The following is a 25621-nucleotide window of genomic DNA, read 5'->3' as shown; positions in this document are numbered from 1 at the left end:
TTTATTTCTTTTCTCGTTTCCGTATGCCACGATTGGCACGTTTCTGTGCAACCTTTATTTTGTAGGACAGCCATTTATCCTTAAATATCTTACGCATCGTGTCATCAAAATGACGTGTGACAAATAGGTTTCTGGCTCCTTTTATTTTTTCGGTAAGGGAATTCGCTAATGCACGCACAGAAATGGAATATCCTTCCGTTTCATATTGTATATAATGCCACCACCCCGCTGGCATATACAACGTATCCCCCGCCCGGATAACGGCCTCGTAGCCTTCCAACAATTTTAAGGCGGGATACTCTTCCTGACTGCTCGTTTTTAAATTAGCAATGCTGTGGAAGTTATACGGCAGCTTATACATCAAATCGGATTGATTATTGGGGAAAAGCCAAATCCGCTTAGCCCCCTGAAATTGCGAAATAAAGACATGGGACATATCAATATCGAAATGGTTACGGGTTGCCGAACCTTCTCCACCGAAAAACATATAAGGCAACCATTGCAGAACTTTGCCTCCCGTAACATCATTGTAAATGACGTCTTTTTTCAACTCCGGGCGAATCTTCATTAAATTGAAAAGAAACAAACGAAGCTCCGTTGGTTCGGCACTTATTTTATCCAAATATTCACCGAAGCTCATCCTTCCTACCGGAGGGCTGGCAGCATGGTTCTGCGATTCTTCTTCACGTCCGTATATATCTACTTGTTCATTACCCGCTATTTCCTTGAAATAGTCGTAACTCCATTTTTGCCAGCAAGGACTATCTTTGCTGATAAAATCTTTAATGATTACCGGCTGTCCTTTGTTGAGATAATCCCGAACAAAATCCTTTGGAGCAATCCCTGATATACTATTTACTGGTTTTAGTTTCACAAGTTCTTACGCTTAACAACTACTATTTACAAACTTAAAAAAATATTCCTCTTAAATGATGATACGCTAATTTTAATTTCACCTCATCTTTATGTAAGCACAAATTAAATAGAAATATTCTAAATAAGAAATGATAAGCGTCATTATTCTCGCTATTTATTCGCCTGCTTGATGTATTGTTCAACCGCCATGGTCATGCTTGGTGCTTCTGGTGTAGGAGCTGGTATATCCAAAATTAAATTATGGTTGAGTAGCTCTTGCTGCGTCGTCGCGCCAAATGCCGCAATTCGAGTATCTTTTTGCTTAAAATCCGGGAAATTCTCGAACAATGACTGCACACTAGACGGACTAAAGAAAACGATGACATCATAAAATACATTTTCCAGATCCTTGATATCGCTAATCACCGTACGGAACAGTACAGCTGGCGTAAAGTCGTATCCGTTATCCTGCAACCATTTTTGTGTTTCTTCATTAGCAACATCCGAGCACGGGAATAGGAATTTTTCTTTACTATGTTTTGTAAGCACTTCTTCTAGATCTTTCGCTGTTTGCTTACCAAAGAAAATTTTACGTTTACGATATTGGATATACTTTTGCAAATAAAGCGCGATAGCCTCCGAGATACAAAAATATTTCATGTCTGCCGGTACGTCATAACGCATTTCCTCACATACACGGAAGAAGTGGTCCACTGCATTTTTACTGGTAAAGATAACCGCTGTAAAATCTGCAAAATTAATCTTATCCTTACGCACATCCTTCGCCGGAACACCCTCTACATGAATGAACCCTCTAAAGTCCAATTTTAAGTTATATTTTTCTGCTAACGCAAAATACGGAGACTTATCATTTTCAGGTTTAGGCAAGGTAACTAAAATACTTTTTACCTTCTTGGCTCTTGCTTCATCTACTTGCATATTCAATTTTTTTAATTGCTCAATGTTCTAACCAATATCAGAATCGGCGCTACTTCAAGTGCGCAAAGATACAGAATTAAATAAAAAATTGAAAACTTTAGATTTCCGAACAAACGGAATGCTGTCCTTAAAAACCTATATATAAACAAGATAGATACAGATACACTGAACAAAATTAACAGAATCTTAAAATACGTAGTGGGAACAAGTGTGGCCGTCAACAGAAAAGGCATCAAAAAAAGCATGCTGTTAAAGTAGACCAAGTAGAGTACCGTTACGTATTCTCTTACTAGACGGTCGATTTCAAATACAAACGAAATAAACCTGATTAAGAGTATTTTGAAAATAAACAATAGTGCAACAAGGAAGGCCGTTCGCACGTAATTTTCCCAACTTAATACATCCAAACGCTCAAAAGAAGATTCCATGAGCACAATAAAAAGCCCCAGCGCCAGACTAAAAATAAGATACAGAAATACATACGGCCAGGATGTTAACATATTGTCTTCTTTGCTCACTTGTTGTAGGGTCCGCTCGTCGTAATAGGCTTGTACGATCATACTAAAATCACCCGGAAAGGCTAAGCGTACAAGTGCTACAGCGAGGAACAATAGAAAAACAACCAGCAGCACCCATACGGGGCGTTCTGCTTTTGTTTCCCCTTGCTTATGCGGCAGTTCATGGACGGATTCCTTTCTGGATCCCATATACTCCAAATAGGCTATCGGATTTATACTGCGCTGCGCAATATCGAACAAAAATTGCTCTAGAAGCTTGTTTGGACGATCTTCTGACGGCACAACATAATTAAATGTATCAACATGCGACACTTCCACGCCGTCGATTGCTATAGGCAAACGGGTCGTTTCCTCTTGCCCCCACACTATGCTGGTTATTAAACACAGTATGCTACTCAAAAAGATACGCTTCAATAGATGCATCCGAAAAATTCTTATTTTGGGAGGTAAAGTTAACATAATATTGCCTCTTTTACATCAAGAAAATGGGGTAGAAGAATTTTTCCGTAACTTTGCAAAAAGTTAACAAGATGGCTGTTAAGATTGGTGAGCATATTGATTTAGGTAAATTCCCGCTATTACTGGCTCCGATGGAGGATGTCAGTGATCCGCCGTTCCGTTATGTGTGCAAACAAAACGGGGTGGATATGATGTATACGGAATTCATCTCTTCGGAGGGCTTGATTCGCGATGCCGCCAAATCCAGACAAAAGCTTGACATCTTTGAATATGAACGGCCGATCGGTATACAGATATTCGGTTCGGACATCGAAAGTATGCGCCAATCTGCCGAGATCTGTACCTTAGCGCAACCGGATTTAATTGATATCAATTACGGATGCCCGGTAAAAAACGTCGCTTGCCGTGGTGCGGGCGCCAGTCTTTTGCAAGATATAGACAAAATGGTGGCGATGACCAAGGCTGTTGTGGATGCCACCCCTCTTCCTGTGACCGTAAAAACCCGTCTTGGCTGGGACGATAATACCAAAAATGTGTATGAAGTAGCGGAGCGTCTTCAAGATGTCGGTATCAAGGCCTTAGCCATCCATGGCCGCACAAGGGCCCAGATGTATAAAGGGCAGGCCGACTGGCGTATGATACGGGATATAAAACGTAATCCCCGCATCCAGATTCCTATTTTTGGAAACGGCGATGTAGACTCGGTAGAAAAAGCCTCCGCATGGCGCATGGAATATGAAGTGGATGGCATCATGATTGGACGTGCATCCATTGGATACCCCTGGATATTTCGGGAAATCAAACATTTTTTTGAAACCGGCGAACAACTGGAAGGTCCTACCATCGACGAGCGCGTCGAAGTCTGCAAAATCCATTTGATCAAATCCATTGAGTGGAAAGGGGATAAAACCGGTATTTTCGAAATGCGCCGCCATTACGCTAATTATTTTAAAGGTATACCGAATTTTAAGGAATACCGCACAAAATTAGTGGGATTGGGAGACCACAATGAAATTCTGGAAGTATTAGAAGAAATAAAGGAGAGATTTGCAGAAGATATGGTATCGTAAAGATCTAAGTGCCCACGGTAGGCACTTAATCTCTACAGTTAAAATGCATACCCGAACCCGATCATCCATTTACCGGTAATAGATTCGGTGTTGTCTGTCGTATTGATAAACTTGCGAGCAATACCACCACCGACTTCCAACATTAGGTTTCTTTTAAAAAGCCACTTGCCTCCTAAACCTACTCCCAGTCCTGCTGATGTCCGTCGTTCCGTAACCTCTGTATAGTTGGCGTGGGCATCACTATATTTCTGAAACGTTTCCTCCATATTGGTAATCGGTACAAAAGCTTCCATAAAAAAACCTGCCCCATGCGAGCCGCCGACATACAGTCGTCCGAAAGGGGAGAATTGTATCATTTCATCCATTGCCCCTAATCCTAAAAGACTATGTAGCCCCAGCCCTACGTCCTCGTTGATAGCACGCTCATAGGAGAAATTAAGCACCGGCCCTGCAATTAAAGAAATTGGGTCTAGCATAATGTGGTTAGGACGTGCAACTGCTCGCTCTCGTCTCGATTCCTGGGCATGACTAACGAATACAAAGGCCAGCAGGCTAAATAAAAGTAAAGTTGATTTCATAAAAGAATATTAATGTTAATAACTAAAATTAGGTAAACGATACACGCGTGCTAAATGCTACATTATTTCAAACTGTTTTTACTTTTTGGCAGCAATTGCACTATATTCTTCCGTTCCAAAAAAATGATTGTTATACAGAACAACAATAGTAAGCCATTACCTATCCAAAAGTTACTATCAAAGATAAAGAAGCTCAGAAGCGAAAGTGTCAAACCACTCACAAGATAAAGAATTATTTTAAGGAAATGGTAGGGTATCGGATAATATTTCTGCCCCCAGAAAAGAGACAATCCGATCATCACCAAATAGGCCGCGGTGGTTGTAGCAACTGCGCCTGGATACGAATAAATGGGAATCAGCAGAAAATTCAAGGCGATCGTCACCAACGCACCAGTCAAGGATATATACAAGGCAAACCGTGTCTGGTCGGTCAATTTATACCATACTGATAGGTTCATATAGATGCCTAATAAAACAAAGTTTAGAAGTATGAATGGCACGACTTTTAATCCTGTCCAGTAGATGTCTGGTTGGAGTTCATTTCCTTTGATAAAATCCTTAAGCCAACCCAAGTTTACGGTGATACCGACCATAACCAACACCATCAACATCACAAAGTACTCCATAATCTTAGCGTATGTGCGCGAGGCATTTTCATTTTTAGCGTATGAAAAAAAGAAAGGCTCTGCCCCTAGACGAAAAGCGGTGATAAATAAATTTAGAAAAATAGCAATTTTGCTCACAGCGCCGTATATACCAAGCTCTGTTCTTCCGTATTCGCCAGGTAATAATTTTGGAAAAAACATTTTGTCCAGATTTTCATTGATAATAAATGATATATTGGCAATCAAAATCGGAAAGCTATAAGCTAACATATTTTTCATGAGCGGCCTGTCAATACGCAGCCTTAATGTCAACATCTCCGGCACCAACAAAAGTAATGTTATGCTACTGGCTAGCAAATTGGAAATAAAAACATAGCCTATCCATCCTTCCTGAAACCAACCCGCTGCAAAATTAGCCCAGAAGGTAGACGACTTCGTCCAGTTAGATAAGTAGACTATAAAAAATAAGTTTGAAAGAACAGTGATGAAGATATTGATAAACTTCAGATAGCTATATCGGATAGGACGCCCCTGCGCCCGCAGCTTGGCAAAAGGCACTACCGCCAACGCATCAGCTACCAAAATAAATACAAAGTATTGGATATATTTGGCATATTCGTCGACATTCTCGTCACCCGCAAACCAAGTCGCTATTGGATCTATAAAGATAAAAACAGATGCCAGCAACAGCAGGGAGGTCATCAAGGTAACAACAAAGCTATTGTTAAAAACCCGATCTTTATTTTTAGAATCAACTTTTTGCAAAAACCGGAAATACGTAGTTTCCATTCCGAATGCCAGAATAGCATTCAACATGGAAACCCAAGAGTAGAGATAGTTATATAACCCATATACCGCCGCATTTTCAAATTTGCGGAGATATATGGGGGTCATCAAGAAACCGATCATACGGGGAACAATGGTTGTAAAACCATATATCACCGTATCACTCACAAATTTTTTGACGGAAGACACAACGGCTATCTTTTCTTTTTTACGACTTCAAAATTCTTAAAGCCCTGCAGCGGACTTTCGCTAGAACTTACTTCTGCAACTTCTGCGTGGTCAGGTCCTTCTTGGCAAAATTCCAACAACGTATCCAATGCAAAAATATCTCCTTCGGCCTCTATATAGACCGAACCGTCGGGTTGATTCATCACAAATCCTTTTACCCCAAGTTGATCGGCAACAGCCTTACATGTTGCTCGATAATATACGCCCTGTACTTTGCCTGTAACCGTAATATTCAGATGTTTCATTATTATAGGCAAATGTACAGAAGAAAAAGGAAAGAAACTATGCTATTCTTTTCAACGTAACCCGCTCCGTCAAACGCAGATTATTCATGCCCTCCAACAAGACTAGCCCCGGGGTTTTACCTACTTCTATAGATCCCAGCTGATCGGCAAGCCCAAGTACCTCCGCGCCATTAATTGTCGCCCACGGTAAGATTTGCAAAAAATCCAATTGGCTAAAATGCGCGGAAATCACCTTCAGTTCCTCTAGCATATCCAGCGTATCATTCGACGCCAAACTATCCGTACCCACCACCATTCTGCTGTGGTTCGGAACAAAATTGAGGATCTTAGGCAATTTACCTTCAATGTATAGATTTGCTTTTGGGCATACACAGAAATACACGTCCCTGCCTAAACGTTCGATAAAATCAATATCCTTTAACGACATATAAGTGTTATGAACCAAGATAAGCGGGTTGTTCTTTGGCAAATGCGCCAGATAGGACTGAATAGAATTTCTTGCCTGTGCTTTAAACGAATCTGCATTCAGCCCCATTTCTTTATAGAAATCGAGGAATTCTCCTTGTTTATAGCGATAAAGTTTATTTTCTTCATCGCTTTCTTGGTTATGAACACTTAAGATATTATCTTCATTCACCAACTTGCGAAATGCCTTAAACAGCTCTTTTGAGCATGAATATGGTGCGTGCGGGGTAATGGAAGCGTGATTGGCATCAAAATAAAATTCAATATCACGTGCCTTATCCACACAGACTTGTATATCTTCCTTGGTCATTGCCATCACTTCGACAAAGGTATGGTACTTTATCCGGCTATCAGCTTTCGTCTTTGCAGATAATTCGGTATTGACATGATCTCCTACCGCTTGGATACCGTTATTATACATCATCTCATCAGCCGCTTCAATTTTCGCTAAAATATCTTTTTCTTTTGCGTCCCGATTTTTCATAACATCGGCCAGAAAACGTGGCAGTCCGGTTCCTTTTTTTGTTTTACCAAACATGTGAGACAATTCGATGTGACAATGCGCATTCACAAAACCGGGTATTAAAACACCGTCATAAAATTCTATTTTCACATCCGATACGGCCGGATCAGTTTCCTCATAGACACCTTTAATCGTGCCGGTTTCATCAATAGCAACGACACCTTTTCTCATGAAACTCCCCTTTACAGGAATCACAATGCTTGCTGAAATATACCTCATTTAACTAATTGAAATAATTTGTTATTCTTATATATATGCAAAAATGACGCCATAATTTGAAAATACCGAATTAATCTTTACTTTTGCGTCTATCGAAAGGGGTGCCTTGTTTGTTTGAACACAAAGACGGGCTGAGATTATACCCAGTTTCGCAAAAAAGCGAAACGTACCTGATCCAGATAATGCTGGCGTAGGGAAGGTTAGTTAAATAATAAGCTGTTGCTAACCCCTGGTAATAGTATGTTTAACGAAGTTTAATTATTTATTTATGTTAAAACATGGATTGATGACCATGGTCATGCTTCTAGGAGCATTCATCGCTTATGCACAAAAGCCGGACACCGTTCGTGTGCTCGACGAAGTACAGGTTATGGCAACCCGAGCGGGGGATAATGCGGCTACAACGTATAAAAACCTATTGAAAGAAGATATTAAACGGGGTAATCTGGCACAGGATATCCCCTATCTACTCGATCAAACACCGTCCGTCGTTATCGGTTCGGATGCCGGCGCAGGAATCGGTTACACCAATATGACGATCCGCGGATCGGATAATCAGCGTATCAATGTTACCTTGAATGGTATTCCATTGAACGATGCTGAGAGTATGGGTTCTTTTTTTGTAAACCTCCCTGATTTCGCATCAAGTACGGAAAGTATCCAGATTCAACGCGGTATAGGCACCTCGACCAACGGTGCCGGAGCTTTTGGCGCTTCTCTTAATATCCAATCGGACGCATTGCAACAAAACCCATACGCCGAGCTCAATAACAGTGTAGGTTCTTATAATACATGGAAAAATACCATTAAAGTCGGTTCAGGATTAATCCATGATAAATTTGCTTTTAATGCCCGCTTATCACGAATTAATTCGGACGGCTATATCGAACGTGCTTCCTCTGATTTAAAATCTTTCTATGTTGACGCAGGATATTATGGTAAAAAACATCATTTAAAAGCTACTGTGTTCTCTGGCAAGGAGAAAACCTACCAAGCATGGGATGGTGTTCCAGAAGAAATGTTGGCTAAAAACCGTCGTTATAATGGATTTACGTATGAAAACCAAACCGATAACTATACGCAGACACATCACCATCTTCATTACAACTATTTTGCATCTGAACGTACAACGATCAACATGGCGCTACACTATACACGAGGTGCGGGATATTATGAAGAATATAAAGAAGACCAGTCTTTTAGTGGATATAATTTTGCACCCATTGAAATTGGTGGTACAACCATCGACAGAACGGATCTCGTCCGCCGACGTTGGTTAGACAACTATTTTTACGGAACAGTATTTTCCATACATCATAAAGTGAACGAAAACCACAATTTGATTTTTGGTGGGGGGGCCAACCAATACCGAGGGGATCATTATGGTGAAGTAATTTGGGCGCAGTATGCTTCGAGCAGTCAATTAGGCGACAAGTATTATTTCAACGACGCAGAGAAAAATGATGTCAATGTGTACGGTAAATGGAATGCTACTTTTGGTGCCATGCGTCTGTATACAGATTTACAGTATCGAATGGTGGATTACACTTTCGAGGGTTACAACCACAATCTGGAATTGGCAGATGTGAATGTAAAACATCATTTCTTCAACCCAAAAATAGGTGCAACCTATATTCTTTCACCAACCACAAGCATTTATACTTCGTATGCCTTTGGCAATAAGGAACCTGTACGAGATGACTTTGTCGAGTCGTCTCCAAATGCACGTCCGAAGCCAGAAAAAATGCACAATATCGAAGCAGGATATCGATTAAGGAAGGAGTCTTTAAACATCGGAGCCAACATATATGGCATGTTCTATAAAGATCAACTCATACGGACAGGGGAGATCAACAATGTGGGTGGATCAATACGGGAAAATGTGCCCGACAGTTACCGCATTGGATTGGAATTGGATGGTGCTTGGCAAATATCTCAACAGTTTAGATGGAAAGCTACTGCCAGCCTTAGCGAAAACAAAATCAAGAACTACACGGAATATCTTACGGTTATGGACGAGGACTGGAATGAACTGAGCGAACCGCAGGTAGCACAACATTATCGCTCAACAACCATCTCGTTCTCGCCATCGGTTATTCTGTCCAACGAACTTTCTTATTCACCCATACAATCACTGGAATTCAGTATAGCCAGCAAGTACGTATCGAGACAGTACTTAGACAACACCCAGTCGGCAGACCGTAGCGTGGATCCTTTCTTTGTAAATAATCTACGCCTACGCTATAACTTCTCCTTATTAGGTATAGACAATATAGATGCAAATTTAGCCGTCAACAATATTTTCAATGAAAAATATGAGTCGCACGGCTATACCTACGGTGGTATTACGCCTAATGGAACGCGCCTCTACGGTAACGCATATTATCCGCAAGCAGAGACAAACTTCTTGTTCGGTTTAAATATCCGGTTTTAATTTTTTTATCTTGCAGGATGCGAGCAGTTATACAACGGGTTACACACGCCTCATGTACCGTAGATAGCGTCTGTACTGGCGCCATCAAAGAGGGATTATTGGTATTATTGGGTGTAGAAGAAGATGATACCGAGAAAGAGCTAGAATGGTTGGCGCAAAAATTGGCTAGTCTTCGTATTTTTTCAGACGATGCTGGTTTGATGAACAAGTCTGTTCGAGATATCGGCGGCAATATCCTTCTTATATCGCAATTCACATTGATCGCCCAGACGAAGAAAGGTAATCGTCCTTCTTTTATCCGTGCAGCAAAGCCGAACAAAGCAAAACCTTTGTATCTCCACATGGGTAAACGCCTATCAGCATTATTAGATAAACAGGTACAAATGGGTGTTTTTGGAGCGGACATGAAAATCGACTTATGCAACGATGGTCCAGTAACGATCGTTATGGATAGTAATGAGTAAAAAGAAAAATATGACAATAAAAGAAGCACAAGAAATCGTTGACAAATGGATAAACAGTACGGGTGTACGTTATTTCAACGAATTAACGAATACAGCCATGCTGATGGAAGAGGTAGGTGAAGTGGCCCGAATTATGGCCCGGCAATATGGGGAGCAATCGTTTAAAAAATCGGATAAGGATGTCAATCTAGGAGATGAAATGGCAGACGTATTATTTGTTCTTATCTGTCTCGCTAATCAAACGGGTATAGACCTTACCGATGCCTTACACAAAAACTTGGAAAAGAAATCCATCCGGGATGCTGACCGACATCAGCAAAACGAGAAATTACGGTAGGATTCTCTGCAAATAGGGGCAAGTGATCGGAAGCATAGGCTTCAGCCCTTTAAGGCAGGAAATTTAGGGTGAAAAATATTTCGGATCAATCTGCTTATTTGCTTTTGCGCCGAGTTGCTTCAGGTTTTCTACTTTCTTAATCACATTTCCCGTACCGGAAGAAAGCTTTCGCATAGCCTCCTGATGTTTTTCAGATGCGCGTAATAGATGGTTTTCTAATTGCTGCATATCGTTCAAAAAGCCTACAAACTTATCATACAGCATCCCCGCCTCTTTGGCGATTTCCAGCACGTTACGGTTTTGGCGTTCCTGCACCCATACACTAGCAATCGTGCGTAATGTTGCCAGTAGCGTGGAAGGCGCCACAATAACTACTCTCCTATCCCAGGCATCGGAAAACAAATCTGGTTTTTCTTTAATCGCTATGCTCAAAGCGGATTCTATCGGCATAAACAGCAAAACAAAATCAGGGGAATCGATGCCATAGAGATCGTGGTAATTTTTCGCGGATAGTTGACGGACATGCGATTCAATGGATTGGACATGCTGCCGTAGGTGCTGCGCTTGTTCTGTTTCATTTTCCTCGTTTACCCAACGTTCGTAGGCGGTCAATGACACTTTGGCATCAATGACCAGATGTTTGTTTTCAGGGAGCAAGACAATGGCATCGGGAATCTTCCGGCTATTGTCATCACCAAATACCACCTGCAACCGGTATTCTTGATCCTTCACCAAACCCGAACGCTCTAACACCCGCTCCAAAATAATCTCGCCCCAAGACCCTTGTTTTTTGCTATCGCCTTTCAATGCTTTGGTGAGGTTATTCGCCTCATTTTTTATCAGCATACTTTGCTGCATGAGCTGCTCTACCACGCCTTTCAATACGTTACGTTCCGCCGCTTCCTGTTGGTAGGTTCGCTCGACCTTCTCCTCGAACGTTGTAATTTTTTCCTTTAATGGGGTAAGTATCTGATCCAGGTGCTGTTGGTTAACTGCCGTAAATTTCTGAGTCTTTTCTTCGAGAATAGCATTCGCCATCTGTTGAAATTCTAAGTGAAATTGCTTTCGCAATTGCTGCATTTCTTCTTGTTGGGTTTGATATTTCTCTTGTTGTGCCTGCAGATATGCATGGGTACTTTCGAGTGTTCGCTCCACGGCTGACCGTTCACGACGTTCGTTTTCAAGTGCTTGTTCAACACGTTCTTTTCCTTGCTGTAGCAGCCGCTCTCTTTCTTGCGCTTTAGCCAGCTCTATAGCGGTCGCGTTCTTCTCCTCTTCGACTTGCCGTAAGACACTTTTTGGCACCTTATGGACCTGCAGCCAGATTACGCCGATAAGAATACCGAACAAGACGATGATTAGGAAAAGTGACAATGTATCCATAAGACCTACTCTTATTGTAGTTTTTGATGGGTTTTCCACCAAAGGTCAGGCATATCCCCTCCGACCGCTTGTTGGTAGTCTTCATAACGACAGGGTACCCAATAATAACGTTCGTTTACCGACCTTGATCCAAAATATGGCACTTGCATCCACCATCGATCGGATTTTTTACTTTTAACAAAAATCAATTCGTAATCGTCATTTTCTAAGGTGGTACGATAAATAATATAAGCTGATTTTGGAATAACCGGCGTATCATTTTTACGACTGTAAAATCCGTCAATAAAACACCATATCATCTGTGCGACCAGGCTACCTGTATGCCCCATGGGGTCAAAGGTTGGATTATATTCGTAAAAGCCGATCGACGAACACTTATCGGACATTCCCGCGTAGCGCGCTAACTGGCAAGCTTCATCTCCATATAATCCGTTCGGATTGGCGTTAGCATTGCCCGGCGCTTCGGAAGCTCGTATAGCACCTACATCAAAGCTGACCATATCCGCAGCACGAATCAGCGGCTCGGCTTGATCGAGCTTGCCTGCCATCATGCCAATACGCATGGTACTAAAAAACAGCTTATCATACATATTAATGGATTCCTTGCTTACTAAATAGGTTTGATAAGCAAGGTTGCTCAGATTAAAGAGATAGTCGGGTTGATGCAGTATAATGTGGTTGAGATACGTATTCGAGTTTAGCGGTGTGTTCTCCACATGATCTTGATCCAAATCAAATCGGGCATCGATGATAGCTACTTCGACACGTTGCTCCAATCCTTCATAACCTGTATATTGAGCATAGGTAAGATCTTGCCCCCCACCTATAATAATGGGCAATATATCTTGCTTAACCAATTCTTCTATCACTGTTTTTAACGCGATGTATGTATCTTGTATGGTTGCTCCGGCTTGAATATTACCTAAATCTGCAATACGCACATCATAATCGCCTTGATAGAGGTTATAGAAATGTTTCCGCACGGCATTTGGTGATTTCCTTGTTCCTCCATTGCTCATGGACGCTCGTTCTTCTTCCACACCCACTAGCGCTATGTGTGGCTTCTTTTCGGCATCTTCCAGATCCGGAAAAGAAGCTTCATATGCCTGTACAATTTTTCCGAATTGCGAATTATAAAAATCGATACCCGAACAAAAGTCCTGTGTTACGATAGGTGTAAAGAAATCAGCTAAAGACATGTTAACAAAGTAAAAGGTAATATTTAAAAACTCAAAAGCGAAAGTTTCCACAAATTGTGAAAAGAAAAAAAATATAGGCTATCTTTGGTCGGTGATATTAGTAACAGGAGGAACAGGCTTTTTAGGATCTACATTGATTAAGCTGTTAATCGATGAGGGAAACGCTGTTCTGGCCATCAAGCGTGAACAGTCAGAAATCCCCGAGCTATTACGTTCCTCTTCCCTAGTCGAATGGTTTTCGGCTGATATCACGGATTATTTTGCCTTAGCTGATGTTTTTGAAGGTGTAACACAGGTATACCATTGTGCTGCCAAAATATCTTATCAAAAAGACGATTGGACAAGTATGTTGCACACCAATATCGAAGGTACTAAACACATTGTCAATCTCTGTCTGGAACACGGTGCACGTTTGGTACACGTTAGTTCCATCGCTGCTTTGGGCACGCCAAAGATCGGTGAATTGATTTCTGAACAAAGCAAATGGGATGATGGTGACGACCATTCCAAATACGCACGTTCGAAATATGAGAGCGAAATGGAGGTGTGGAGAGGCATCATGGAGGGCTTGGATGGCGTTATCGTCAACCCTTCCGTCATTATGGGTGTAGGCCCTGGTAAAAAGGCTTCGGGCGCAATTTTCAACTTAATTCAAAAGGGGATTAAAGTATATCCGCCGGGAACAGTAGGCATTGTAGATGTGGAAGATGTGGCTAAAATCATGATACTGCTCATGAATAATCGTACTATTCAAGGTGAACGCTTCGTCCTTAATAGTGAGAACCTCAGCAATAAGAATTTGCTGGAGCGTATCGCCAAACTACTTGACAAGCCGGCACCAACGATTAAAGCACGCCCTTTTATGCTGAGTATAGCTTGGAGAATAGCTAAAATGGTTGCTTATTTCAAAGGAGGCCGTCCGGCGTTGACGCGTGAAACCGCAAAAGCTTCGGCTGCTTATCTGGCTTATTCGAACCAGAAATTAATCGACGTTACGGGATACTGCTTTAAGCCGGTTGATTTAACGTTGGAAGAAATGAGTATTGAATTTAAAACTTATAAATGAAGAATTATTACATCATCGATTTCGATAGCACATTTACGCAAGTCGAAGCTTTGGATGAATTAGCAAGAATATCCTTACAAGATCATCCTGACAAGGATAAAATCTATCAACAAATAGAGGACTATACCAATCTCGCCATGGAAGGAAAGATCTCCTTCCGGGAGAGTCTAACAGGGCGTGTCCAGCTCTTAAATGCCAACAGAAGCCATTTGGATAAACTCGTAACCCATTTGAAAAAAAAGGTCTCCAGGTCGTTTGGTCGAAATAAAGAATTTTTCAAAAAACATAAAGATACGGCCCTGATTGTATCCGGTGGCTTCAAGGAGTTCATAACACCAGTTGTAACACCATACCATATTCAGAAAGAAAATATATATGCCAATACATTCAAATTTGACAGCGATGGCAATATTACCGGATATGACGAGAACAACCCACTTTCCGATGAAGGAGGTAAAGTCAAACTGCTCAACGAACTTAAATTGGACGGTAGAATATTCGGTATTGGCGACGGTTATTCAGACTTCCAGCTAAAGGAATCGGGTCTAATTGAAAAGTTCTTCGCTTTTACAGAAAACATCTCCCGTAAAAGTGTAACGGACAAAGCGGATCACATTACGCCTAGCTTTGATGAGTTTTTATATGTGAACGATCTCCCGCGTGCGATTTCGTATCCTAAAAACCGTATTCTATGTCTTATTGTGGGTGACGTGCCGGAGATTGCTGTCCATATTCTAAAACGGGACGGTTTTTCTGTCCGGGTAAAAGAGACCTTCGAAGAAAAGTATACGAAAGATGTAGGCCTACTTTTATTGGCTGATGGCGTACGTGTTGACGACGAACAGCTCGCACAAGCGGACAAATTAAAAACTATCGGTTATCTAGGTGATGTAAAGGGACATGTAAATAAAAATATCTGTACGGAAAAAGGTATTGTCGTTTTTGACGATAAAAAGTACAGAAAGCGGAATGCCGAGTTTATTCCGAAACGTATGGCAGACTTCATCAATAACGGAGATACCTATATGAGTCGCAATTTCCCTAATCTGACCTTGCCCCGACTTACGCAAGCACACCGGTTATTGCATATCCATAATAATGTACCGGGCGTTATGGCACAGATAAATAAGGTGTACGCGGAGAATGATATCAATATTATCTCCCAATTTCTGATGACAAGAGGGGAATTGGGTTATGCGGTTACCGATATTCATACGGCATATGACAAAAATGTTCTAAAGCAATTAAAACAGATTGACAACACGATAAAATTCAGGATATTGTACAAATAAGATTAGGTGTTATCAGGATATCCAGCGGCACATCCAAGGGATCTACGTCATCGATTTTTTCGACGGGTTCAAAGAGTGATATACCGATTTTCCGACAATCGGGTCTACACTTGGCTAAAAAACGATCGTAGAACCCCTTCCCGTATCCTACTCTATTACCCGCTTTGTCCGCAATCAATAACGGAACCAATACGACGTCTAACGCTGTCTCGGCTACCATTTCGCCCTCAATAGGTTCTACAATTCCCCAAACATTTTCGGTTAGTACGATATTTTCTTCTAGCAGAAAATGTTTCATAGAATGGTCTTTCGGTTCAGAACGGCTAACAACAAGATGTATATCGGGATAACGCACGCGGATATCTGTTATAAACGACCACATATCCGGTTCATTTTGTTTCGCAATCGGCAAAAACGTATGGAGATAACGAATGCCTTCCCAATCAAATTGTGAAAGCTGTTGCCATATCCCGCTATTGAACATGCTGAGCTGCGCAGCTGTTAATTGAGAACGCCTTTGTTTATATTCTATCCGTAGTTCCGCTTTTGTCATCCGCGATTAATAAAAAACGGCCTTGCGCCAGAGAGGCTAACAAGACCGCATAATCAACCTAAACCTTATATTTTTATTTTACGCGCTCGATATAATCTCCCGTACGCGTGTCTACTTTCACTTTATCTCCCTGGTTGATAAACAACGGCACACGAATCTCGACTCCTGTTTCCACTGTCGCATTTTTCAAGGCGTTCGTAGATGTATCTCCTTTTACAGCAGGCTCCGTATACGTTATTTCTAACTCCACAGCGGCCGGTAAACTCGCCATTATAGGATCCTCGCTTTCAAACGCCACCAACACATTCATACCCTCTTTCAAAAACCGAGCTGCGTCACCGAACAGCGCCTTCGGAATATTGAATTGCTCGTATGTATTATTATCCATAACAACGAAGAAATCAGCATCGTCGTATAAATATTGATAATCGTTTGTTTCTACACGGGCAATCTCTACCTCTTCGTCTGTTCTAAAACGGTATTCCACTAGCTTACCGGTACGCACATTCCGCATCCTAGCTTGATAAAATGCACGCAAATTTCCGGGGGTACGGTGAATATATTCCTCTACTGTAACGAGTTCTCCATTAAAACGAAGTATATTTCCTGACTTTACTTCAGATGCTTTTGACATAACAACCTATTTGAGTTTAGTATAACAAAAATACGAAATATCTGCTTCTTATAAAAGTGATAATTTCCCTTACTTATAAGACATTATATTTATTTGTTCATCACAAAAGCCATATTCCTTTTGCTGATTGGATCCTATAATCAACACGCGGTTGGCTTGCATCGTGTGCCCTATTAAAGAAAGATACCAGTCCTCTCCTGCAACATCTAAATTACTCATAGGTTCATCAAGCAAAACGATGCTACTGGATGAGCAACAAGCCAACGCTAGCTTAACCCGCTGTTTCATGCCCGATGAAAAAAACCGAATTTCTTTGTCCACGGCTTTTTCCAGTTGCAATGTCCGAACGACTTCGTCTAAATCAAAGCCGGGTAGATAGGATTTAAATTTAAAATGAAATGCAATCAACTCCCGCAAAGTAAACTCTTCAATCAGCTCCATATAAGGCGCTGCTATCGTCAACTGTTGAAAAACATCTTCGGGGAGAATGGGTTGAATATCTTTATCCTCGTAGGCAATTTTTCCTTCACTCGGCGCAAGACTCCCGGACAACACCTTCAACAGCGTAGATTTACCTGAACCGTTCGGCCCTAGTACGGCGTATTTTTTACCGAGTGAAAAAGTATAATCTAGCCGACGAAAAATCCACTCTCTATTATACCGTCTGCCTAAATTTTGTAAAGTTATACTCAATAATTGCTCTTTTAAAGTGTAGAGGACCTTCCCTGATTAAAACCTTTAATGACGCCTCGATTGGAATTACGCACAAAGGAAAGGATTTCGTCACGTAATTCTGTCGGCGTAAATTCTGCTTCTACCAAGTCCAATGCCTTGGTCAAATTGCGGTGTTGTACAAATAATACGCGATAGATATCTTGGATTTCTGTAATTTCTTCCGTGCTAAATCCTCTGCGGCGCAACCCAACAGAATTAATTCCTGCATAAGCAATAGGTTCTCTAGCGGCCTTGATAAATGGTGGTACATCCTTTCGAACTAATGTTCCTCCCGTTACGAAGGCATGTGAACCGATTTTACAGAATTGATGTACAGCGACCATCCCTGCAAGGACGACATAGTCTCCAACCGTAATATGTCCCGCCAGTGTACTGGAATTGGAGAAAATACAGTTATCGCCCACGAAACAATCATGTGCAATATGACTATATGCTTGAATAAGGCAATTTTTCCCGATTACGGTCTTGTATCTATCTTTTGTACCCCGATTGATGGTGACACATTCTCGAATCGTTGTGTTGTCTCCGATCTCGGCCGTTGTAATCTCTCCTTCAAACTTTAAATCTTGCGGTTCGCCCGAAATAACGGCTCCCGGAAAGATACGACAGTTCTTCCCGATACGGGCACCATTCATAATAGTAACGTTGGATCCAATCCAAGTACCTTCTCCAATTTCTACATCCCGATGAATAGTGGAGAATGGCTCTACCACCACATTCTGGGCTATTTTAGCTTCCGGATGTATATATGATAACGGTTGTATCATGCTAATTACCTTTTACTTTTACAATTTGAGCCATAAGCTCCGCTTCACTTACTACCTTATCGCCTACCATGCCGACCCCCTTCATTCTGGCAATTCCGCGACGAATCGGTTCGAGCAACTCACAACTGAAAATAATTGTATCTCCAGGAGTCACTTGATTCTTAAAACGTGCATTTTCTATTTTTAGGAACAGTGTAAGCCAATTTTCTGGATCAGGAACCGTATTTAAAACTAAAATACCCCCTGTTTGTGCCATAGCTTCGATCTGCAATACACCAGGAAACACCGGTGCTTCGGGGAAATGCCCCATGAAAATATCTTCATTCATGGTGACGTTTTTTAATCCTACCACATGTGTTTCCGACAGTTCCAAAATTTTATCGACCATCAACATGGGTTGACGGTGCGGTAATATTTTCATGATTTGCACCGTATCGTAAACTGGCGTCATATTAGGATCGTAAACTTTTAAATTTTTACGATTTTTATCCTTCTTCATTTGCGCTTTTATTTTCTTCGCAAAAGCAGCATTGGCTGCATGCCCTGGACGGGCAGCCATAATATGTCCTTTTAACGGACGTCCGACTAGAGCCAAGTCGCCGATCATATCCAACAATTTGTGGCGTGCAGGCTCATTTTGATAACGCAATTGGATATTATCCAAAATCCCCTCACTAGCTACTTCCACCGTTTTGTTAAATAGCCCAGATAATTTATCCAACTCTTCTTTGCTTACCTCTTTATCGACAATAACGATGGCATTGGATAAATCGCCTCCTTTGATTAGGTTGTGATTGACCAAACTTTCTAGTTCGTGTAAGAAACAGAATGTCCTCGAACTGGAAATCTCCCCTTTAAACTCAGTTATATTACTGATAGAGGCGTGTTGACTCCCAAGCACTGGCGAATTAAAATCAATCATACAAGTCAGACGATAACCATCCAACGGCATGGCTATAATCTCTACTTTACGATCCTTCTCTACATAAACAATGTTGTCTTGAATTTCGTAATAGTCGCGATCAGCTTCCTGATCTATGAAGCCTGCTTCTACTAATTTTTCGACAAAAATACGGGAACTTCCATCTAAAATAGGCACTTCCGGACCATCTATTTCGATGAGAACGTTATCAATCTGAAGTCCAACCAACGCGGCCATCAAATGCTCGATGGTGCTGATTGATGCACCATTCTGAGAAATGGTCGTCCCACGCGATGTATCGGAGACATTATCTGCATCTACAGCCACGACAGGTCTCCCATCTAAATCCACCCTTTTAAATTTATACCAATGAAATTCCGGTGCAGGTTTAATCGTCATGTTCACAGCTTTGCCCGTGTGCAATCCGATGCCTGAAATCGATATTTCAGATTGTATCGTCCTCTGTTTTACATTCATATCTAGCATTCTATTTAGGAAATTTATCGATTTTCGTTATAAAGTTCTTTAAGACGAGCTTCGAGTTCAGCGACACGTCGCTCTAGCGCAGGCAGTTTACTATAAATTACTTGCGAACGCAAATTACTATTATAGGGCATGGCGGGAGTACCACCCCATTTCTTATTTTTCTGGTCTATCGATCTATTAACACCCGATTGTGCTTGAATTTGTGATCCCGTCGCTACTTGAATATGACCGACTACACCTACTTGTCCACCTAAGATGACATTCTCACCGATCTTCGTGCTTCCGGATATGCCTGTTTGTGCCGCAGCAACCGTATTCGCACCGATTTCTACATTATGCGCTATCTGTATCAAATTATCCAGTTTTACGCCTTTGCGAATAGTGGTAGAACCTAGTGTAGCCCGATCAATCACCGTATTTGCCCCTACTTCGACATCGTCTTCGATGATTACATTTCCGATCTGCGGCACTTTATTATAGGTACCATCTTTCTGTGGTGCAAAACCGAATCCATCACTTCCGACGATCACCCCACTATGAAGGATGACATTATCGCCGATTTTACTATCACGATAGATCCGAACACCTGGATAAATCACGGTTTTATGCCCAATGGTAACACCGTCCCCAATATAAACTTGCGGATAGATCTTCACCTGATTACCAATGACAACATCCCGTCCGATATAAGAAAACGCACCTACATATAGATCTTGTCCAACACTTGCCGACTCGTGAATGAAAGAAGGTTCTTCGATTCCGCTCCGCTCGTTACGTAATTGATCGTAAATACGCAAAAGCTCTGAAAAAGCGGAGTACGCATCTTTTACGCGAATTAAACTAACGTTAACAGGCTTCGTTAACTGCAAGTCCTGATTAACGATAACAGCAGACGCTTTCGTTTCATAAAGGAAATGCTCGTATTTTGGATTTGATAGGAAAGCCAATGCTCCCTCTTCGCCTTCTTCAATCTTAGCCAATTGATTTACAAGAACATCGGGGTCGCCTTCAACGTATCCGTTTAATAATGTTGCTATTTGATTTGCAGTAAATTGCATCTTACAAATGTATACTTTTTCTTAATTATTTTTTGAGAAATTATTACCTCCATCCAATGGATGCCCAATTTCCTTTGGATAGGAAATGGCAAACTTAACCACCCGCTTTGCTAAAGCTTCTAAATTAGAAACATCAGAGGCTTCTGTAATATCCTGAACATAACCTCTGTTATTGATAATTTTAATGTTATTGTGCTGTATATCATAGGCACTGTTTTGGATGACTTGTGTATACACGAAGTAATCAATTTCGTGGTCTTCCAACTCAAAATGAGTTTTTACTTTTTCCCGTATCAAAGCTACTTCCGTTTCCAAAAAAGGCGTATTTCTAAGTTCTGTACGCAGCAGATCTCTATTCATCAATTTCCGACAAAGGGTACTTAGAATTTTATCTTCTTCATGTACCCATTCTTTCAAGGCCGACAGGATATCGGTATCATCTAGGCGTGTAAACCATTCTAAATGACGGGGATCTTCCAAGAAATTATGATGGTTAATTTTATTTTTCAAAAAATGGTTCAACGCCCGTGTCGCAAATAAATTCTTTCCTTGTACCGCCAACTCTTTAGCGCGATACAGAATCTTAATGAGTATTTGTTCGGCACTGATAACAGTCTTATGTAAATAAACCTGCCAATACATCAGGCGGCGAGCAATCAAGAATTTTTCGACAGAATAGATACCTTTGGCCTCTACAACCAGCTCCCCCTGCTCCACATTGAGCATCGTAATGATGCGATCAAAGGAAATAACCCCCTCGGATACGCCTGTAAAAAAACTATCGCGGTTGAGATAATCCATACGATCCATATCCAGTTGACTGGAAACTAATTGATGAAAAAACTTTCGGGGATACTGATCGTTAAAAATAGTAATCGCTAAGGACAGCCTGCCAGCGAACTCGTGATTCAGTTTGTCCATCAACAATGAGGAAAGCATTTCATGCGATACCCCTTCAATAAGCGTATGTTCTAACGAATGCGAAAAAGGCCCGTGACCAATATCGTGCAACAATATCGCAATCAGCACGGCCTCTTCTTCTTTGGAGCTGATGGGTACATTTTTATGACGAAGCGTATCCATGGCTAACGACATGAGATGCATGGCGCCGACAACGTGTTGGAAACGCGTGTGAAGCGCGCCTGGATACACCAAATGTGTCATGCTTACTTGCTTGATGAAACGCAAGCGCTGGAGATAGGGATGTTGAATAAGGTCAAAAATGAAAGCTGACGGAATAGTGACAAATCCGTAGACAGGGTCGTTAATTATCTTTTTCTTATTCAACTTTACGCTATGATGTTAATTATTATCTTTATGTTTGAGATACGGACGAGTGCTTATTAACAATGAACTACATCGTAGCCTCAACGAGTCAAAGGCTCACCTCTCTTTCTTTTTCCGTTGTGCTTAAGCGCTTTCGGATGTCTAAATTAAGGGCAAAGATAAGGAGAATGAAGTTAATTAATGTTAAAAATAAATGATACAAAAGATACATATCCTGTGGGCTGATGACGAAATTGAGTTTTTAAGACCACATATTTTATTATTGGAAGAAAGAGGATATCGGGTCAAAACCGTTAATAATGGTAACGACGCGGTGGAGGCTTTTCAGAATGAACCTTTTGACTTGGTCTTTCTCGATGAGAACATGCCGGGCAAAACGGGATTGGAAACACTGGCGATATTGAAAACGATTAATCCAACCATTCCTACGGTATTGGTAACAAAAAATGAAGAGGAACACTTGATGGAAGATGCTATTGGTTCCAAGATTGATGATTATCTGATAAAGCCCGTCAACCCCAAACAAATCCTCCTCACCATAAAAAAGTTTACCGAAAATAAACGTCTCGTCAGTGAAAAAACCTCTATGGCTTATCAACAGGAGTTCCGAAATCTGGGGATGACCATTAACGACGATCTCAATTATAAAGAGTGGGTAGGGGCCTATCGCAAACTGATTTACTGGGAACTTTCTTTGCAAAAACTAGAAGATGCAGGCATGCACGAGATTCTTACGATGCAAAAAGCAGATGCCAACATCCTCTTCTCTAAATTTATAGAAAAAAATTATCTAAATTGGATACAAAACAAGGAAGAGGGACCAATCCAATCGCATCAACTTTTTAAGAATAAAGTGTTTCCTCAGCTCGATAAAGAGCGTCCCACGTTCTTCTTCTTGATTGATAATTTGCGGTATGACCAATGGAAAGTCATCAACAAAATCATTACAGACTATTATAGACTGGAAGAGGAAGATGCCTATTATAGCCTTTTGCCTACGGCCACTCAATATGCCAGAAATGCGATTTTCAGTGGCTTAACGCCTTTGGAAATGGAAAAAAGATTCCCCAACCTTTGGCAAAATGATGATGATGAGGGCGGTAAAAACTTACATGAAGATAAATTTTTAGCGGATCAGATCAATCGTATCTATCGTCGTGATTTAAAACACTCCTATCATAAAATATTGACATTAAGTCAGGGTAGAGATATTGTTGAATCGTTAAATAACCTTATGCAAAACGATTTAAACGTTTTGGTCTACAACTTTGTCGATATGCTTTCGCACGCACGAACGGATGTAGCCATGATTAGGGAACTGGCAAACGACGAGCGGGCTTATCGCTCGCTAACATTATCCTGGTTTGAGCACTCTCCACTACTCGATGCCCTCAAGTGGCTCTCCCAACGGAATGTACGTATTATCATTACAACCGATCATGGTACTATACGGGTAAAGAAACCTAGTAAGATTATTGGAGATCGAAACACAAATACGAACTTGCGTTACAAACAAGGACGAAATTTGAATTACAAAAACAAAGAAGTGTTTGTGATTAAAAACCCACATGATGCACAACTTCCCAAGCTTCATGTAAGCTCTGCATTTGTGTTTGCGAAAGATGACTACTTTTTTGTATACCCCAACAACTACAATCATTTTGTCAATTATTACATCGAGACTTTTCAACACGGCGGGATCTCTTTAGAAGAAATGATTATTCCGTATGCGGTTTATACACCTAAATAATAGCTTTGAATGACGACCATGAACATCACCGTAAACAATCTTCAAGAACTTGATACTGCGGCAAGGCAAATACTATCCAATTTCCCAAACGATAGGATTTTTTTGCTATATGGCAACATGGGTGCGGGCAAAACAACTTTAGTCAACTCATTTTGCAGGGCGTTAGAGGTTCCCGATAGCACCAGCAGCCCCACATTCTCCATCGTTAATGAATACAGTTCACCGCATGGCCCGATATATCATTTTGATTTCTATCGCTTAAAGCATGAAGAAGAAGCGTTAGATATGGGATATGAAGACTATTTTTATACCGATGCATATTGTTTTGTGGAGTGGCCAGAAAAAATCCCCAATCTTCTTCCGGAAAAATCTCGACGGATAACCCTCACGGTGGTGTCTCCCAGCAGCAGAACCATCCTCATAAAATAATTTTCTTCTTCGTGCAACCTTTCTGCCATTACTATCGTCTTTTTAACAAAGACTAAACTAGAAATTGGATAACATGAATTTAGATACCTTATGGAATGCCTGTCTAGCGGGAAACCGCAAAGCACAGTTTCAATTGTATCAAACATTATCCGGAAGAATGTTTAGTGTGTGTTTACGTTATGCTCAACATGAATCGGAAGCGGAGGAAATCCTCCAAGCAGGATTCATTAAGGTATTTACAAAAGGACAGTTGTTTGACAATAAGGGCTCGTTAGAAGGATGGATTCGTAAAATTATGGTCAACACGGCGATCGAATTACACCGAGACAGGAGAAGGCATTTTTTTGAACCCCTTACGCACGATTATCCTATGGCAGATAGTCGTGCGGAAAGCGACGAAAACTTGCGATATAAAGACCTGTTAGCTATAGTGACGGAGCTTCCAATCGGTTACCGGACAGTCTTCAACTTATACGTCGTCGAGGGGTACTCACACAAAGAGATTGCACAAATGCTGTCTATTAGCGAAGGCAGCTCCAAATCACAATTGTCCAGAGCACGGCAATGGTTAAAAGAAAAATTGTTGAAAATTGAACATATCGGGTAATGAACAATAAAGAACTAGACAAACTATTTAAGGAACAATTGGAACAGCATACCGTTCCACCGAGAAACGACATTTGGCATCAAATTGAAAACCAATTAGATCGCGAAAAAATAGTACCGGTCAGAAGGCTTGATTGGGTAAAGTATGCGGCAATAGTTGTTGGGTGTTTGGGCTTGATCGCGTTATTATATCGTACCATGCAACCTACACCTGCACTTCACATACCGATTGCCACACAAGAATCATCCAAATCATCCCCCCCGGCAATCCCTATGGAGCCAACGCATACGAACGAGCCAAAACAACAGGTATTGGCAAAACCCGAAACATTGGCCCATCGGATTTCCACTCCCAAACAAAAAAAATCAATTAGCGAAGATTCATCGCGTCAGGAGCGCCATCTAAAACTAGTGAAACTCAAACCTGTTGATGTCTCACTGGCTTTGACAGATGGCTTTCAAGTAGAGGGTAAAATACAGCAGCAATACGTTATCAACGTTCCACCGATCGCTCCACTAATTGATGACCCTGAAACGGAAGAGAGCATGTTAGCTTCCACGCAAAAGCCGGTGGAAGGCATAGTACCCAGTATCTTAAACAAAATATCCGATGCATTGAACCCGACGGATCATACAACCGTTCAATTCAGCAAAGACGAAGAAGGGTTTATCCGTCTCGATATCGTTAATAGTTTAGTAAAAAACCGACATAAAAAAAGAAGACAATAA

26 protein-coding genes are annotated in these 25621 nt (G+C 41.2%); 10 read left to right on the top strand and 16 right to left on the bottom strand.

Annotation, left to right across the window (positions count from 1 at the left end):
- Position 1: 1 nt before the first annotated feature.
- The 3 genes from H8B06_RS17610 to H8B06_RS17600 all read right to left on the bottom strand — a co-directional run bounded on the left by H8B06_RS17610 (position 2) and on the right by H8B06_RS17600 (position 2735).
- The gene (locus H8B06_RS17610) at positions 2-874 is read right to left on the bottom strand and encodes a cupin-like domain-containing protein (RefSeq protein WP_190995515.1); all 873 of its coding nucleotides are present in this window, start codon (positions 872-874) and stop codon (positions 2-4) included.
- A 152-nt stretch (positions 875-1026) separates the two neighbouring features.
- Positions 1027-1794 carry a uroporphyrinogen-III synthase gene (locus H8B06_RS17605; RefSeq protein WP_130142976.1) on the bottom strand — a complete coding sequence of 256 codons (768 nt, stop codon included), beginning with the start codon at positions 1792-1794 and terminating at the stop codon, positions 1027-1029.
- Positions 1795-1805: 11 nt separating this feature from the next.
- Positions 1806-2735, bottom strand: a complete 930-nt coding sequence (locus tag H8B06_RS17600; protein WP_190995514.1) for a DUF4271 domain-containing protein — start codon at positions 2733-2735, stop codon at positions 1806-1808.
- Positions 2736-2842: 107 nt separating this feature from the next.
- Here H8B06_RS17600 and dusB point away from each other — a divergent pair, with 107 nt between their 5' ends.
- On the top strand, positions 2843-3841 hold the full coding sequence (gene dusB / locus H8B06_RS17595) for a tRNA dihydrouridine synthase DusB (protein ID WP_190995513.1): 999 nt from the start codon (positions 2843-2845) through the stop codon (positions 3839-3841).
- 38 nt (positions 3842-3879) lie between these two features.
- On the opposite strand, the gene H8B06_RS17590 is transcribed toward dusB, so the two are convergent.
- The 4 genes from H8B06_RS17590 to H8B06_RS17575 form a co-directional block, all read right to left on the bottom strand.
- Positions 3880-4419 (bottom strand): hypothetical protein, encoded by a 540-nt coding sequence (locus H8B06_RS17590; protein ID WP_190995512.1) that lies wholly within the window; start codon positions 4417-4419, stop codon positions 3880-3882.
- A gap of 62 nt (positions 4420-4481) precedes the next feature.
- Positions 4482-5978, bottom strand: coding sequence for an MATE family efflux transporter (locus tag H8B06_RS17585; protein WP_317170955.1), 1497 nt, complete (start codon positions 5976-5978; stop codon positions 4482-4484).
- A gap of 26 nt (positions 5979-6004) precedes the next feature.
- The gene (locus tag H8B06_RS17580; RefSeq protein WP_190995511.1) at positions 6005-6283 is read right to left on the bottom strand and encodes an acylphosphatase; all 279 of its coding nucleotides are present in this window, start codon (positions 6281-6283) and stop codon (positions 6005-6007) included.
- A gap of 37 nt (positions 6284-6320) precedes the next feature.
- Positions 6321-7442, bottom strand: coding sequence for an amidohydrolase family protein (locus H8B06_RS17575; RefSeq protein ID WP_223857746.1), 1122 nt, complete (start codon positions 7440-7442; stop codon positions 6321-6323).
- A gap of 316 nt (positions 7443-7758) precedes the next feature.
- Between H8B06_RS17575 and H8B06_RS17570 the strand changes: the two genes are divergently transcribed.
- Genes H8B06_RS17570 through H8B06_RS17560 form a run of 3 tightly spaced genes read left to right on the top strand, consistent with a single transcriptional unit; the run spans position 7759 to position 10725 of the window.
- On the top strand, positions 7759-9924 hold the full coding sequence (locus H8B06_RS17570) for a TonB-dependent receptor (RefSeq protein ID WP_190995509.1): 2166 nt from the start codon (positions 7759-7761) through the stop codon (positions 9922-9924).
- 17 nt (positions 9925-9941) lie between these two features.
- Positions 9942-10388 carry a D-aminoacyl-tRNA deacylase gene (dtd, locus tag H8B06_RS17565; protein ID WP_190995508.1) on the top strand — a complete coding sequence of 149 codons (447 nt, stop codon included), beginning with the start codon at positions 9942-9944 and terminating at the stop codon, positions 10386-10388.
- Positions 10389-10398: 10 nt separating this feature from the next.
- Positions 10399-10725, top strand: coding sequence for a nucleotide pyrophosphohydrolase (locus H8B06_RS17560; RefSeq protein ID WP_190995507.1), 327 nt, complete (start codon positions 10399-10401; stop codon positions 10723-10725).
- A gap of 63 nt (positions 10726-10788) precedes the next feature.
- On the opposite strand, the gene rmuC is transcribed toward H8B06_RS17560, so the two are convergent.
- Both rmuC and H8B06_RS17550 read right to left on the bottom strand, forming a co-directional pair.
- Positions 10789-12108 (bottom strand): DNA recombination protein RmuC, encoded by a 1320-nt coding sequence (rmuC, locus tag H8B06_RS17555; RefSeq protein ID WP_190995506.1) that lies wholly within the window; start codon positions 12106-12108, stop codon positions 10789-10791.
- Positions 12109-12119: 11 nt separating this feature from the next.
- Positions 12120-13307 (bottom strand): formimidoylglutamase, encoded by a 1188-nt coding sequence (locus tag H8B06_RS17550; RefSeq protein WP_190995505.1) that lies wholly within the window; start codon positions 13305-13307, stop codon positions 12120-12122.
- Positions 13308-13398: 91 nt separating this feature from the next.
- Here H8B06_RS17550 and H8B06_RS17545 point away from each other — a divergent pair, with 91 nt between their 5' ends.
- A complete protein-coding gene (locus tag H8B06_RS17545) occupies positions 13399-14373 on the top strand; it encodes an SDR family NAD(P)-dependent oxidoreductase (protein WP_190995504.1) in 975 nt (324 codons plus the stop codon).
- The gene (locus H8B06_RS17540) at positions 14370-15665 is read left to right on the top strand and encodes an HAD-IB family phosphatase (protein ID WP_190995503.1); all 1296 of its coding nucleotides are present in this window, start codon (positions 14370-14372) and stop codon (positions 15663-15665) included. The genes H8B06_RS17545 and H8B06_RS17540 overlap by 4 nt, the downstream gene beginning before the upstream one ends.
- On the opposite strand, the gene H8B06_RS17535 is transcribed toward H8B06_RS17540, so the two are convergent.
- The 7 genes from H8B06_RS17535 to H8B06_RS17505 all read right to left on the bottom strand — a co-directional run bounded on the left by H8B06_RS17535 (position 15646) and on the right by H8B06_RS17505 (position 22107).
- On the bottom strand, positions 15646-16218 hold the full coding sequence (locus H8B06_RS17535; RefSeq protein WP_190995502.1) for a 5-formyltetrahydrofolate cyclo-ligase: 573 nt from the start codon (positions 16216-16218) through the stop codon (positions 15646-15648). The two genes, H8B06_RS17540 and H8B06_RS17535, sit on opposite strands and share 20 nt — an antisense overlap.
- Positions 16219-16291: 73 nt before the next feature.
- Positions 16292-16852, bottom strand: coding sequence for an elongation factor P (efp, locus tag H8B06_RS17530; RefSeq protein ID WP_190995501.1), 561 nt, complete (start codon positions 16850-16852; stop codon positions 16292-16294).
- 69 nt (positions 16853-16921) lie between these two features.
- Complete coding sequence (locus H8B06_RS17525) at positions 16922-17545, bottom strand: ABC transporter ATP-binding protein (RefSeq protein WP_190995500.1); 624 nt, start codon at positions 17543-17545, stop codon at positions 16922-16924.
- A gap of 11 nt (positions 17546-17556) precedes the next feature.
- Complete coding sequence (gene lpxA / locus H8B06_RS17520) at positions 17557-18354, bottom strand: acyl-ACP--UDP-N-acetylglucosamine O-acyltransferase (RefSeq protein WP_130142961.1); 798 nt, start codon at positions 18352-18354, stop codon at positions 17557-17559.
- A 1-nt stretch (position 18355) separates the two neighbouring features.
- Entirely contained in the window at positions 18356-19753 is a 1398-nt protein-coding gene (locus H8B06_RS17515; protein ID WP_190995499.1) for a bifunctional UDP-3-O-[3-hydroxymyristoyl] N-acetylglucosamine deacetylase/3-hydroxyacyl-ACP dehydratase, read from the bottom strand.
- Positions 19754-19776: 23 nt separating this feature from the next.
- Positions 19777-20820 (bottom strand): UDP-3-O-(3-hydroxymyristoyl)glucosamine N-acyltransferase, encoded by a 1044-nt coding sequence (gene lpxD / locus H8B06_RS17510; protein ID WP_190995498.1) that lies wholly within the window; start codon positions 20818-20820, stop codon positions 19777-19779.
- Between the two features lie 21 nt (positions 20821-20841).
- The gene (locus H8B06_RS17505; protein WP_190995497.1) at positions 20842-22107 is read right to left on the bottom strand and encodes an HD domain-containing protein; all 1266 of its coding nucleotides are present in this window, start codon (positions 22105-22107) and stop codon (positions 20842-20844) included.
- A 196-nt stretch (positions 22108-22303) separates the two neighbouring features.
- Here H8B06_RS17505 and porX point away from each other — a divergent pair, with 196 nt between their 5' ends.
- From porX to H8B06_RS17485, 4 genes are all read left to right on the top strand, one after another.
- Positions 22304-23857 (top strand): T9SS response regulator signal transducer PorX, encoded by a 1554-nt coding sequence (gene porX / locus H8B06_RS17500; protein WP_190995527.1) that lies wholly within the window; start codon positions 22304-22306, stop codon positions 23855-23857.
- Between the two features lie 18 nt (positions 23858-23875).
- Positions 23876-24286, top strand: a complete 411-nt coding sequence (gene tsaE / locus H8B06_RS17495; RefSeq protein ID WP_190995496.1) for a tRNA (adenosine(37)-N6)-threonylcarbamoyltransferase complex ATPase subunit type 1 TsaE — start codon at positions 23876-23878, stop codon at positions 24284-24286.
- Positions 24287-24359: 73 nt separating this feature from the next.
- Entirely contained in the window at positions 24360-24893 is a 534-nt protein-coding gene (locus tag H8B06_RS17490; protein WP_190995495.1) for an RNA polymerase sigma factor, read from the top strand.
- Positions 24893-25621 carry a hypothetical protein gene (locus H8B06_RS17485; RefSeq protein WP_190995494.1) on the top strand — a complete coding sequence of 243 codons (729 nt, stop codon included), beginning with the start codon at positions 24893-24895 and terminating at the stop codon, positions 25619-25621. The genes H8B06_RS17490 and H8B06_RS17485 overlap by 1 nt, the downstream gene beginning before the upstream one ends.

This window comes from Sphingobacterium micropteri (genome assembly GCF_014692515.1).
GTDB classification, from domain to species: Bacteria; Bacteroidota; Bacteroidia; order Sphingobacteriales; family Sphingobacteriaceae; genus Sphingobacterium; species Sphingobacterium micropteri.
The sequence above is the reverse complement of the archived record's forward strand: the minus strand, read 5'-3'. Positions and strand labels throughout refer to the sequence as shown.

Coding starts and splice junctions, on each gene's coding strand:
- tsaE (WP_190995496.1), top strand. CDS start 23,876: ATGAACATCACCGTAAACAATCTTCAAGAACTTGATACTGCGGCAAGG.
- H8B06_RS17580 (WP_190995511.1), bottom strand. CDS start 6,283: ATGAAACATCTGAATATTACGGTTACAGGCAAAGTACAGGGCGTATAT.
- H8B06_RS17575 (WP_223857746.1), bottom strand. CDS start 7,442: ATGAGAAAAGGTGTCGTTGCTATTGATGAAACCGGCACGATTAAAGGT.
- rmuC (WP_190995506.1), bottom strand. CDS start 12,108: ATGGATACATTGTCACTTTTCCTAATCATCGTCTTGTTCGGTATTCTT.
- H8B06_RS17590 (WP_190995512.1), bottom strand. CDS start 4,419: ATGAAATCAACTTTACTTTTATTTAGCCTGCTGGCCTTTGTATTCGTT.
- H8B06_RS17540 (WP_190995503.1), top strand. CDS start 14,370: ATGAAGAATTATTACATCATCGATTTCGATAGCACATTTACGCAAGTC.
- H8B06_RS17515 (WP_190995499.1), bottom strand. CDS start 19,753: ATGAATGTAAAACAGAGGACGATACAATCTGAAATATCGATTTCAGGC.
- H8B06_RS17605 (WP_130142976.1), bottom strand. CDS start 1,794: ATGCAAGTAGATGAAGCAAGAGCCAAGAAGGTAAAAAGTATTTTAGTT.
- lpxD (WP_190995498.1), bottom strand. CDS start 20,820: ATGCAATTTACTGCAAATCAAATAGCAACATTATTAAACGGATACGTT.
- dtd (WP_190995508.1), top strand. CDS start 9,942: ATGCGAGCAGTTATACAACGGGTTACACACGCCTCATGTACCGTAGAT.
- H8B06_RS17570 (WP_190995509.1), top strand. CDS start 7,759: ATGTTAAAACATGGATTGATGACCATGGTCATGCTTCTAGGAGCATTC.
- efp (WP_190995501.1), bottom strand. CDS start 16,852: ATGTCAAAAGCATCTGAAGTAAAGTCAGGAAATATACTTCGTTTTAAT.
- H8B06_RS17600 (WP_190995514.1), bottom strand. CDS start 2,735: ATGCATCTATTGAAGCGTATCTTTTTGAGTAGCATACTGTGTTTAATA.
- H8B06_RS17490 (WP_190995495.1), top strand. CDS start 24,360: ATGAATTTAGATACCTTATGGAATGCCTGTCTAGCGGGAAACCGCAAA.
- H8B06_RS17560 (WP_190995507.1), top strand. CDS start 10,399: ATGACAATAAAAGAAGCACAAGAAATCGTTGACAAATGGATAAACAGT.
- dusB (WP_190995513.1), top strand. CDS start 2,843: ATGGCTGTTAAGATTGGTGAGCATATTGATTTAGGTAAATTCCCGCTA.
- H8B06_RS17485 (WP_190995494.1), top strand. CDS start 24,893: ATGAACAATAAAGAACTAGACAAACTATTTAAGGAACAATTGGAACAG.
- H8B06_RS17535 (WP_190995502.1), bottom strand. CDS start 16,218: ATGACAAAAGCGGAACTACGGATAGAATATAAACAAAGGCGTTCTCAA.
- lpxA (WP_130142961.1), bottom strand. CDS start 18,354: ATGATACAACCGTTATCATATATACATCCGGAAGCTAAAATAGCCCAG.
- H8B06_RS17550 (WP_190995505.1), bottom strand. CDS start 13,307: ATGTCTTTAGCTGATTTCTTTACACCTATCGTAACACAGGACTTTTGT.